Here is a 9,567-nt window from a genome sequence, read left to right as displayed (position 1 = left end):
CCCGGCCATGACGAACCTCCAAAAAAATCGCGTCGAGGTTGTCGGCCACGCACTCGCCCGTTCGTCATGATGGCAGAGCATCACCAAGCCTTGCGGAGCCAACCATGCCGACGAATGCCGAGACCGCAGTCTCAAACCCAGCGCGCATCACCGGTCGCATCATGAGCGGCCTTGTCATCGTCTTCCTGCTGTTCGACGGCGCGATCAAGCTGGTGCCGTGGACGGTCGTCACCGAGACGATGGACCGGATGGGTTACGGTGCGAGCGAACAGCTTGCACGCAGCCTCGGTATCATCACCATCGTCTGCACGCTGCTTTATTCGGTGCCGCCGACCTCGATCCTCGGCGCGATCCTGCTCACCGGCTATCTCGGCGGCGCGATCGCCTCGCATGTGCGGATCGGCAGCCCGCTGTTCACGCACACGCTGTTCGGGCTCTATCTCGGCCTGATGGTCTGGGGCGGGCTGTATCTGCGCGATGCCAATCTGCGCAGGTTGTTTCCGTTTCGCCGCTGATCTGTTCGTTCATTCATCCTTCCGGAGATTGTCATGCTCGAGATCATTGCCATTATCGCCGTCATTCTGGCGATCGCGATCGCAGTCGTCCTCATTCTGGCGGCGATCAAGCCGGACACGTTCCGCGTCACGCGCGCGATCGGCATCAAGGCGCCGGCGGAACGCGTCTTCCCGATGATCAGCGACTTTCACAAGTGGACGACGTGGTCGCCCTACGAGACCAGGGATTCCGCGATGAAGCGCAGCTATGACGGCTCGGCGAGCGGCAAGGGCGCGGTCTATGCGTGGGACGGCAACAAGAATGTCGGCTCCGGCCGGATGGAGATCCTGGACGCCGAGATGCCGTCGAAGATCGTCATCAAGCTCGACTTCCTCACTCCGTTCGAGGCTCACAACACCGCCGAGTTCACAATGCTGCCGCAGGGCGATGCGACCAACGTCACATGGACCATGTATGGTCCGGCCGCCTTCATGTCGAAGCTGATGCAGGTGTTCATGAACCTGGATCACATGATCGGCAAGGATTTCGAGGTCGGCCTCGCCAATCTGAAGACACTGGCCGAAAAATAACAACGCCAAGGAGCAACCGATGCAGGTCAATCCCTATCTGTCGTTCGACGGCAATTGCGATGCCGCGCTGAAATTTTACCAGAAGGTGCTGGACGCGCGGATCGAGGAATCATTCCCCTACGGGGAAGGCAATGCGGAGATGCAGACGCCGCCCGGCTGGAAAGACAAGATCATGCACGCCCGGGTCACGATCGACGGCGAGATCATCATGGCGTCGGATGCGCCTCCCGGCCATTTTCAGAAGCCGCAGGGGTTTCATGTCGCGTTGCAGGTCGAAGACCCCGCCGAGGCCGAACGCCGGTTTACGGCGCTCGCCGAAGGCGGCGCCGTCACCATGCCGTTCGGCAAGACCTTCTTCTCGAACGGCTTCGGCATGTGCGTCGACCAGTTCGGCATCCCCTGGATGGTGAACTGCCCGGCCCAGATGTAGGCCGAGGATTCAAGATCAGAATCGTAGAATCCTAGGGTGAGTTAGCCGAAGGCGTAACCCATCGTCGGTCTCTCATCTGCACAAGTACCTGTGCGGCGACGGTGATGGATTACGCGGAGCCTGTCATCGGGCCGCGCTTTCCGCGGACCCGTCGGCTAACTCACCCTACGAGATCCACGTAGCCTACCGGCACCGCGGATAGATCGCGGCGAGCTCGCGGCCGCGCAGCAGGAGCAGTCGCGAGCTCAGTCCGCCGCGGCGGATGATCCAGCCGCGCACCGGCTCCGGATACGCCTCCAGCACGGCCTCGGATGCTTCCGGCTCCGCATAGGTCCGGCCGCGCCGGTCGATCGAACGCGCGGCATGGAAGCCGAGCACCGCGCGTCGCGTCACGCAGATACGGTCGCTCGGCACCATCGAGAGCACCAGCGTGCAGGCCGACAGGCACGGGCCGTCGATCACCACGCGCTCGCCGGACTCACGCACCTTGTCGAACAATTCGATGAACGGACCGACCTGGCCGCCGGGGCTGGCGAGGATGCGCACCTCTGCCTCCGCGGACGAAACCATCGCGCAGAGCCCGGCCGCCGCGAGAAGCGTCTTCTTCATCAGGGCAATCCACACTGCCGGTGCAATCGGCACCGCGCCGCATCCGTTGCCCGCAGACATGCGCGCGGATCGGGGCATCATCAAGACCGACACTCCGTCTCCGTCCCCGAATCGATCAGGCCGCCGACCGGTTCTTGAGCGCACCGACGATCGCGGTGAGCACTGCACCGGCAACGCCACCGCCGGCGACCTGTCCGATGATGCTGCCGATATCAGGCGTCGCGCCGGAGTTGGCGAGCAGCGGGATCAGCGTGCCGAGCAGCTGTCCCCCGGCACCGCCGCCGATGGCGCCTGCGATGGTGTTTCCGAGCGTGCCAAGATCGACGTTCTTGGCCGCCCCTGCGGCGACATTGCCACCGATGGCTCCGCTGATGACTTGAATGATCAGATTGATGAGAACTCCCGACATGATGTGATTCTCCCCGGTACCTGTTCCAGCATCGGTGCGGCGCCTGACTGGCGGCGCACAATGCGAAGGTTAGGCTGCTGAAACGCAAAGGTCATGCTGCACACGCGAAGATTGTGTGCGAATGCGGCATGTATGCACCGGCTTCTTGATCATCTGCCTCGCCCGGCAATACCGTCGTCAGCCGCGCCGCGTGCCCCAAGTTCCGGAACCGGAGCTGCGAGACCGCTCAGTCCGCGCCGGAGACGCCCGCCTCGGCAAAGGTCGCCATGCCGCCGTGACAGGCGAGGGCGGCGCGCAGCAGCAGGATCGCGACGGCGGCCCCGGAGGCCTCGCCGAGCCGCATATCGAGATCGAGCAATGGCGCGAGGTCAAGCTCGCGCAACAATTCGCGGTGTCCAAGCTCTGCCGAGGCATGCCCGGCGCGGCAATGCGCGAGGATATCGGGTGCCAGCCGCGCCAGCGGCAGCACCGCAGCGGTCGCCACGAAGCCGTCGAGGAGCACCGGAATGCGCCTGGCCCGCGCCGCCAGCACGGCGCCCGCGATTGCCGCGAGTTCGCGTCCGCCGAGCGCCGCTGCGACGCCGAGCGGATCGTCGAGCAGGCCGCGATGGAACTTGAGCGCGGCATCGATCGTGGTGCGCTTGCGCACGAGCCCGGCATCGTCGACGCCGGTGCCGCGGCCGGCCCAGCGCACGCCGCGCCCGCCCATCAACGCCGCGCAGAGCGTCGCGGCCACCGTTGTGTTGGCGATCCCCATCTCGCCGACCACGAGCAGGTCGGCTGCCTCGGGCACCGCGCGCCAGCCGGTGTCGAGCGCGACCAGGAAATCGGCCGTGTCCATCGCCGGCCCGGTGGTGAAATCGCGCGTCGGCCGGTTGAGCTCGATCGGCTCGACGCGCAGCTCGGCGCCAGCAAGCCTGGCGATCTGGTTGATCGCAGCCCCGCCCGCGGCGAAATTCGCCACCATCTGTGCGGTCACCTCGGACGGATAGGCGGAGACGCCGCGCTCTGCGATGCCGTGATTGCCGGCGAACACGGCGATGGTGATGCGGTCGAGCCGGGGCATCTCGCGCCCTTGCCAGCCCGCCAGCCAGATCGCGAGTTCCTCCAGGCGCCCGAGGCTTCCCGGCGGCTTGGTCAGGCTCTGCTGGCGCTGCGCAGCCGCTTCGGCGCTTGCCTCATCGCCCGCGGGCAGGTCGCGACAAAAGCCGCGGATGTCGTCTAGAGTATTGAACTGCATGCGATTCCCTCGTCGAGCGGGCCGCAAGCTAAAGCATGATCCGGAAAAGTGTGAAGCGATTTTCCGAACAGATCATGCTCAAACAAGAAGCCAGAGCGCGATGATGATCCAACCTGATTTCAGCGCGCTTTAGTTCAATTTGCAGGCCGCTACCATGAATCAATGGCTCGACGATCTCAGGATTGCCGTCAGCTTCCTGACCCGCCTGCCGATGCCGCATCCGGATGGCGCACGGCCGGACAGTTTTGCGCGGGCGCAACGGATGTTTCCCTTGGTCGGTGCCTTCATCGGGGCCGCCATCGGGCTCGCCTGCCTGTTTCTGCGCGTGATCGGCGTGCCGGATCTGGCTGCGGCGGCGCTCGCGCTTGGCGGCGGTGCGTTGCTGACCGGCGCGCTGCATGAGGATGGGCTGGCTGACGTCGCTGATGGTTTCGGCGGTGGCCGCGATACCGCGGCCAAGCTCGAGATCATGCGCGACAGCCGGCTGGGCACCTATGGCGCGCTGGCGTTGCTGGTGAGCTTTGCCGCCAAGATCGCGGCGGTGGCGGCAATCCCCGACAGTGCGGTCGTACAGAGCCTGATCGCCGCGCATGCGCTCGGCCGCGGCGTGTTGCCCTGGATGTCGATCAGCCTGCCTTACGCGCGCAAGGATGGGCTCGCGGCCAATGCCGGCCGGGCCGACGGCGCGGTTGCCGCGGTGGCGGCGGGCATCGCGCTCGCGATCGCATTTCTGTCATTGCGCTTCTCCGATGCGCTGCTGGCGGCGATCGTGGCCGGAGCCGGTGCATGTATCGTGGCGCTGCTGGCAAAGCGGCACATCGGCGGCCAGACCGGCGACGTGCTCGGAGGCGCCGAGCAGGTCGCGGAGACCGCGATCCTGGTGCTGCTCGCGGCGCGGCTCGGGTGAGCACAGTGGAGCGCGAAACGCATCTTTGGCTGATCCGCCACGCACCGGTCGATGGCCCGCGCGGCGTGATCCACGCGCCCGATGCACCGGCCGATCTCGGCGATGCCGCGACATTCGCCGCGCTGCAGGCAAGGCTGCCGGCCTCAGCCTTTGCTGTCTGCAGCCCGGCGCGGCGCACCCGCGAGACTGCCGTGCGGCTCGGCCTTGATGCGATCGAGGACGACGCCTTCCGCGAGCAGGATTTCGGAGATTGGACCGGGCGGCGCCACAGCGAGCTCGAGGCCGAACTCGGCGTGGCCTACCGCGCATTCTGGAACGCGCCAGGCAACAACCGGCCACCCGGCGGTGAAAGCTTTGCCGATCAGATTGCGCGCGCACGGGCAGGGCTTGCGCGCCTGCCTGCAGGCGATGCGGTGCTGGTCGTGCATTCCGGCACCATCCGCGCCATCCTTGCGATCGCACTCGAGCTCGCGCCGGAGCGCGCGCTGCGCTTCGTCATCGACCCTCTGTCGCTGACGCGCATCGACCGGCTGGACAATGCTTGGCGCGTGGTCGCGGTGAACGGGCCTCAGGCTACGGCTTGAGCACCGTCAGCTTGAACGGCCCGGCGTTGGCCGCCGCGTGCGCGACGGCGTCGTTGGCTCCGGTCAGCGGAAACGCCGTCACGGCCCAATGGCCGAGGTCCAGCAACCCGCTGCGAACCAGGCCCACCAGGCCCGGTATGGCGGCCGTGTCATACATCCACTGTCCGCGCACCGTAATGAGGTTGCGCATGATCCACGGATAGGGCAGCGACAGGTCCTCCCCGCCCAGCATGCCCACGCCACCCGTCAGCACGGCCCGCCCGCCTTGCCGCAGGGTCATGATCGCTGCCCGTGCCACGGCCGCGCCCACGGAGGGCGGCAGGAAGTCCATCACCGCATCGATCGGCCCCGGTGCTGCCTCCTGCATCGCCCGCGTGTCCGCCGCCGCATTGCTCGTCAGTTGCACCGGCACCAGGCGCTCACCGAAGCGCCGGCGCAGATCGTCCAGCACGGTGCCGTTGCGACCAGGCGCCACCACGCAGCGTGCGCCCATCGCCATCGCCAACGCCACGGTCGCCGAGCCGAAGTTGCCGGTGGCTGCACTCACCAGCAGCGTTTCGCCGGGCCGAAAATCCATCGCGAGCAAGCCACCATAGGCGATCAGCAAAGTGCCGACGGCGCACCACCGCCCAGCTTCAGCGGGGGCGATCGTGCCGATAGGGGCGGCATTTTCCGTCGGCACGCGGACCTTCTCGGCAAACGTGCCATCGCGGAAGTAGCGCTGGAGCTTCTGCCCGCCTTCCCCTCGAGCGCTCGCGGCCTGCAGGGTGATGTCGGGCGTGGTCGCGCCGTCGCGCGACCGCACCGTGGGATCGCAAAACACCCAATCGCCGGGCTGCAGCCGAGTGGCGTCCGGGCCGACCGCGCGCACCCGGCCGATAGCGCCGGCGCCCGGCACCACCGGCGTAGGCAACAGGTAGCGCCGCGCGCCGCTGAGCACCTCGTCCGTGTAGGACAGCACCGGTGCGGCGACGACGTCCACCAGCACCTCGCCTGTACCGATCACCGGATCTGTCACCTGCTCGAGGCTCAGCGGCACTCCGAAATTGTGTAGGACGGCAGCCTTCATGTGCAAACTCCCTGGACAATGAAGCCCAAAGATAGAGCCCGCCGGATTTGCAGGAAGAACCGGTACGATACTAGTCTTCAGCGATACCACCTTCAGGAGGATGGCATGGCAGGCAACCGCCCATTCGGGGACTTCCTGCGTTCACGTCGCACGCGACTGAACCCGGACAAGGTCAGCGATGCGACCCGGCAGCGGCGTCGCACGCCCGGCCTCAAGCGCGAGGAAGTGGCACAGCGTGCCGGCATCAGCGCCGAGTGGTATGTCAAGCTGGAGCAGGGCCGTGCCGTCTCTCCCTCGGCCGAGACGGTGGAAGCACTCGGTCGTGCTCTGCGGCTTGATCGGGTGGAGTTGGCGCACCTCCGCTCGCTTGCCGTGTCAGGTGGACGACAGCCGTTCCGGCGCGAGAACACACCCGATGCGCTGCGTCGCATAGTTGCCAGCCTATCGGAGCCTGCTTACCTCACCGGGCAGCGATTTGACGTCTTGACCTGGAACGATGCCGCTGCGGCGCTCTTCGGGGACTTCGGCCAACTCGCGCCCGAGGATCGCAACATCCTGCACTGGATGCTCACTGATCCGGCCGCCAGACGTGTGTTCGGCAAGACCTGGGCGGAGGAGGCGCGGCGCATTGTTTCGCTGTTCCGTGCGGCGCATGACCTTTGGCCCGGCGACATGGCCTTCGCCGCCCTTGTGGACCGGGTTCGCGCGAGCTGTCGGGAGTTCGACGCGTGGTGGTTCGAGCACGGGGTCGGTGCGCCGGTATCCGGAACGAAGCACCTGCGTCACCCGACACTTGGCGTCGTGCGCTACGAATACGCGAGTTTCCAGGCCAACGACGATCCGGCGCTCAAGCTCGCCCTCTACACACGGCGCTGAGAAAGGCTTACCCGTTCCGCCGCTGGCCGCGCAGCGTCGGCAGGCCGATGCCGGCGGCATCGAAGCCGCCGTCGACGGCGAGGATCTGCCCGGTGATGTAGCTCGCGCGATCCGAGCAGAGGAAGAAGATCGCTTCCGCCAGCTCCTCTTCCAGCCCGTATCGATTGAGCGGAATCGCGTCGTGATAATCGGCGCGGATCTCCGGCGTGTGCACGGCCTTGGCCATCGCAGTCTCGACCGGGCCCGGCGCCACGCCGTTGACGCGGATGCCGAGCGAGGCGAGCTCGACGGCGAGTTGCTTGGTGAGATGCGCGAGACCCGCCTTGCTGGTGCCGTAGGCCGAGCGCAGCGTCGAGGCGCGCACCGCGGAAATCGAGGTGATGTTGACGATCGCGCCGCCGCCATGCTCGCGCATGACGGGTGCGGCCGCCTTGGTGCACAGGAACGGGCCGGTGAGGTTGACGGCCATGATCCTGTTCCAGTCGGCGTCCGAAGTCTCCAGCACCGGCGCGAACACGGCGACGCCCGCGTTGTTCACCAGCGCATCAAGCCGTCCGAAGCGGCGATTGATCGAAGCGATCGCCGCCGCGACGCCCTCGGCATCGGCGACGTCGCAGGTCAGCGCCAGCGTGTCCTCGGGCTTCTTCAGCGCAGCGACCGCGTTCTCCAACAACGCACCCTCGATGTCGAGCAGCGCAACGCGCCAGCCGTCGGCGAGAAAGCGTTTCGCCGCAGCGAGCCCAATGCCGCGCGCGGCGCCGGTGACGAGTGCGACTTTGGGCACAGACGAGGTCATGATGCGATCCATTGTTCAGTCGAGCGGCGTCTGCTCGCGATCAAGGGAGCGTCTGCGGCCTTTATTGCGCGGTGTCAACCGGGCGACGTTGCTTCTAAGTCAGCGGGCGCCTTTCGGCGCTGGGTGGGAGAGCACACGACATCGAGGATGCCATGTCGATCCCACAAAAATAATCGCCGCACGAGATGTCGGCACGGCGGCCTTTAGTTCGTCCTGTGGCTGATGACCTGAAGGAGCTCCGATGTCGCTTACACTGCATTACCACCCGTTGTCCTCGTTCTGCTGGAAGGCGCTGGTCGCGCTTTACGAGAACGGCGCGCCGTTCACGGCGAACCTCGTCAATCTCGCCGATCCCGACCAGCGCGCGGCGCTGCTGCGGATCTCACCGATCGGCCGCTTCCCGGTGCTCAGCGACGAGGTGAGGGGAGAGGTGGTACCCGAATCCAGCATCATCATCGAATATCTCGACCGGCATTATCCCGGCCGCGTCAGGTTGATACCGGAGGATCCCGATCTCGCGCGCAACACCCGGCTGCGCGACCGCTTCATCGACCTTTACGTCCATCTGCAGACGCAGAAGATCGTCGGCGACCGGCTCCGCCCGGCGGACAGGAAGGACCCGCATGGCGTCGCGGAAGCGCGGGCGCAGCTTCGCACCTCCTACGCGATCATGGAGCAGCAGGTCGCGCGGGGCGGCTGGATGATGGGCGACACCTTCAGCCTGGCCGATTGCTCGGCCGCGCCGTCGCTGTTCTACGGCAACAAGGTCGAGCCGATCGGCGACAGACTGCCGCACCTGAATGCCTATCTGGAGCGGCTCAAGGCGCGGCCCTCCTTTGCGCGCGTCCTCAAGGAGGCCGAGCCCTATTTCGGCATGTTCCCCGAGGCCTGAGCTCCCGACTGCCTCCGAAAATAAATCCGGCCCGGATGTCTTGTCCGGCCGGTTCCATTCGTCTTCCAGTCGAGGCGTGCGATCCGGCGGATTTTTCCGGCCGGATCGCGCGCGCCCGGGCTGATGGAGACGACATGGCTGCAGCTGGCAACAGAGCGGAGATCATCCGCGCGATCTTCGCCGCCTATCTCGCCAATGACCGCAAGACGGTGGAAGCGGCGTTTGCCGACGACTTCCGCTTCAACACGCCCTATGGCGAGAACATCGACAAGCCGAGATATTTCGCCGAGTGCTGGCGCGACAGCGACTGGATCGGCCGCCACGAGATCGAGCGGATCATGGTCGAAGGCGGCGAGGCCTTCGTCACCTATCGCTGCATCGCCAAAGACGGCAAGAGCTTCCGCAACACCGAGTTCTTCGTGTTCGACGGCGACAAGGTGACGCGCGTCGACGTCTATTTCGGCCCGTCGCACCAGGACGGCTCACTCGTCAGGCAGGACCGCTGAGAGCTTCGTGCAATGTGGATCAAGCGGGCTCCGTCAATGACGTGCGAAATAATTTCCCACCGCGTGTCGGTTGTGCAGAACACCGGCCGTCTTACATGCGAGAGCCGGTTCTCGGGCGCGACGCAACACGTCGCCCCGGAGCGGCTGCAAACCGAAAGGTGCCA

General features: G+C 66.1%; 13 protein-coding genes. 8 read left to right on the top strand and 5 right to left on the bottom strand.

The window, feature by feature from the left end:
- Positions 1–104 precede the first annotated feature (104 nt).
- From AS156_RS21610 to AS156_RS21600, 3 genes are read left to right on the top strand one after another with little or no spacing between them, the layout of a single operon-like run.
- Positions 105–515, top strand: a complete 411-nt coding sequence (locus tag AS156_RS21610; RefSeq protein ID WP_066508477.1) for a DoxX family protein — start codon at positions 105–107, stop codon at positions 513–515.
- A 33-nt stretch (positions 516–548) separates the two neighbouring features.
- Positions 549–1,085, top strand: a complete 537-nt coding sequence (locus AS156_RS21605; RefSeq protein WP_066508475.1) for an SRPBCC family protein — start codon at positions 549–551, stop codon at positions 1,083–1,085.
- A gap of 19 nt (positions 1,086–1,104) precedes the next feature.
- A complete protein-coding gene (locus tag AS156_RS21600; RefSeq protein ID WP_066508473.1) occupies positions 1,105–1,515 on the top strand; it encodes a VOC family protein in 411 nt (136 codons plus the stop codon).
- Between the two features lie 183 nt (positions 1,516–1,698).
- Here the strand turns inward: AS156_RS21600 and AS156_RS21595 are convergent, their stop codons facing one another.
- From AS156_RS21595 to cobT, 3 genes are all read right to left on the bottom strand, one after another.
- Positions 1,699–2,124: a hypothetical protein gene (locus tag AS156_RS21595; protein ID WP_066508611.1), complete on the bottom strand. Its 426-nt coding sequence runs from the start codon at positions 2,122–2,124 to the stop codon at positions 1,699–1,701.
- Between the two features lie 115 nt (positions 2,125–2,239).
- The gene (locus tag AS156_RS21590; RefSeq protein ID WP_066508472.1) at positions 2,240–2,533 is read right to left on the bottom strand and encodes a hypothetical protein; all 294 of its coding nucleotides are present in this window, start codon (positions 2,531–2,533) and stop codon (positions 2,240–2,242) included.
- Between the two features lie 226 nt (positions 2,534–2,759).
- Complete coding sequence (gene cobT, locus AS156_RS21585) at positions 2,760–3,773, bottom strand: nicotinate-nucleotide--dimethylbenzimidazole phosphoribosyltransferase (protein WP_066508467.1); 1,014 nt, start codon at positions 3,771–3,773, stop codon at positions 2,760–2,762.
- A 154-nt stretch (positions 3,774–3,927) separates the two neighbouring features.
- Between cobT and cobS the strand changes: the two genes are divergently transcribed.
- Together cobS and AS156_RS21575 are read left to right on the top strand one after the other, a co-directional pair.
- Entirely contained in the window at positions 3,928–4,680 is a 753-nt protein-coding gene (gene cobS / locus AS156_RS21580) for an adenosylcobinamide-GDP ribazoletransferase (protein WP_066508466.1), read from the top strand.
- Positions 4,681–4,685: 5 nt separating this feature from the next.
- On the top strand, positions 4,686–5,264 hold the full coding sequence (locus AS156_RS21575) for a histidine phosphatase family protein (protein WP_066508465.1): 579 nt from the start codon (positions 4,686–4,688) through the stop codon (positions 5,262–5,264).
- Here AS156_RS21575 and AS156_RS21570 read toward each other — a convergent pair.
- Positions 5,254–6,333, bottom strand: a complete 1,080-nt coding sequence (locus AS156_RS21570) for an alcohol dehydrogenase catalytic domain-containing protein (protein ID WP_066508463.1) — start codon at positions 6,331–6,333, stop codon at positions 5,254–5,256. The genes AS156_RS21575 and AS156_RS21570 overlap by 11 nt on opposite strands.
- A gap of 105 nt (positions 6,334–6,438) precedes the next feature.
- Here AS156_RS21570 and AS156_RS21565 point away from each other — a divergent pair, with 105 nt between their 5' ends.
- Positions 6,439–7,209, top strand: a complete 771-nt coding sequence (locus AS156_RS21565; RefSeq protein WP_066508461.1) for a helix-turn-helix transcriptional regulator — start codon at positions 6,439–6,441, stop codon at positions 7,207–7,209.
- Between the two features lie 7 nt (positions 7,210–7,216).
- On the opposite strand, the gene AS156_RS21560 is transcribed toward AS156_RS21565, so the two are convergent.
- Complete coding sequence (locus AS156_RS21560; protein WP_066508609.1) at positions 7,217–8,005, bottom strand: SDR family NAD(P)-dependent oxidoreductase; 789 nt, start codon at positions 8,003–8,005, stop codon at positions 7,217–7,219.
- Between the two features lie 241 nt (positions 8,006–8,246).
- Here AS156_RS21560 and AS156_RS21555 point away from each other — a divergent pair, with 241 nt between their 5' ends.
- Positions 8,247–8,897 (top strand): glutathione S-transferase family protein, encoded by a 651-nt coding sequence (locus AS156_RS21555; RefSeq protein WP_066508459.1) that lies wholly within the window; start codon positions 8,247–8,249, stop codon positions 8,895–8,897.
- A gap of 134 nt (positions 8,898–9,031) precedes the next feature.
- The gene (locus AS156_RS21550) at positions 9,032–9,403 is read left to right on the top strand and encodes a nuclear transport factor 2 family protein (RefSeq protein WP_066508451.1); all 372 of its coding nucleotides are present in this window, start codon (positions 9,032–9,034) and stop codon (positions 9,401–9,403) included.
- Positions 9,404–9,567: the final 164 nt, after the last annotated feature.

It is taken from the genome of Bradyrhizobium macuxiense, from assembly GCF_001542415.1.
GTDB lineage: Bacteria > Pseudomonadota > Alphaproteobacteria > Rhizobiales > Xanthobacteraceae > Bradyrhizobium > Bradyrhizobium macuxiense.
This window is presented reverse-complemented; position numbering and strand designations above follow the sequence as displayed.

What these genes read in the sequence shown, in the direction of transcription:
- AS156_RS21555 (WP_066508459.1), top strand. Translation starts at nt 8,247, where the DNA reads ATGTCGCTTACACTGCATTACCACCCGTTGTCCTCGTTCTGCTGGAAG.
- AS156_RS21570 (WP_066508463.1), bottom strand. Translation starts at nt 6,333, where the DNA reads ATGAAGGCTGCCGTCCTACACAATTTCGGAGTGCCGCTGAGCCTCGAG.
- AS156_RS21600 (WP_066508473.1), top strand. Translation starts at nt 1,105, where the DNA reads ATGCAGGTCAATCCCTATCTGTCGTTCGACGGCAATTGCGATGCCGCG.
- AS156_RS21550 (WP_066508451.1), top strand. Translation starts at nt 9,032, where the DNA reads ATGGCTGCAGCTGGCAACAGAGCGGAGATCATCCGCGCGATCTTCGCC.
- AS156_RS21605 (WP_066508475.1), top strand. Translation starts at nt 549, where the DNA reads ATGCTCGAGATCATTGCCATTATCGCCGTCATTCTGGCGATCGCGATC.
- AS156_RS21610 (WP_066508477.1), top strand. Translation starts at nt 105, where the DNA reads ATGCCGACGAATGCCGAGACCGCAGTCTCAAACCCAGCGCGCATCACC.
- AS156_RS21565 (WP_066508461.1), top strand. Translation starts at nt 6,439, where the DNA reads ATGGCAGGCAACCGCCCATTCGGGGACTTCCTGCGTTCACGTCGCACG.
- cobS (WP_066508466.1), top strand. Translation starts at nt 3,928, where the DNA reads ATGAATCAATGGCTCGACGATCTCAGGATTGCCGTCAGCTTCCTGACC.
- AS156_RS21595 (WP_066508611.1), bottom strand. Translation starts at nt 2,124, where the DNA reads ATGAAGAAGACGCTTCTCGCGGCGGCCGGGCTCTGCGCGATGGTTTCG.
- AS156_RS21560 (WP_066508609.1), bottom strand. Translation starts at nt 8,005, where the DNA reads ATGACCTCGTCTGTGCCCAAAGTCGCACTCGTCACCGGCGCCGCGCGC.
- AS156_RS21590 (WP_066508472.1), bottom strand. Translation starts at nt 2,533, where the DNA reads ATGTCGGGAGTTCTCATCAATCTGATCATTCAAGTCATCAGCGGAGCC.
- cobT (WP_066508467.1), bottom strand. Translation starts at nt 3,773, where the DNA reads ATGCAGTTCAATACTCTAGACGACATCCGCGGCTTTTGTCGCGACCTG.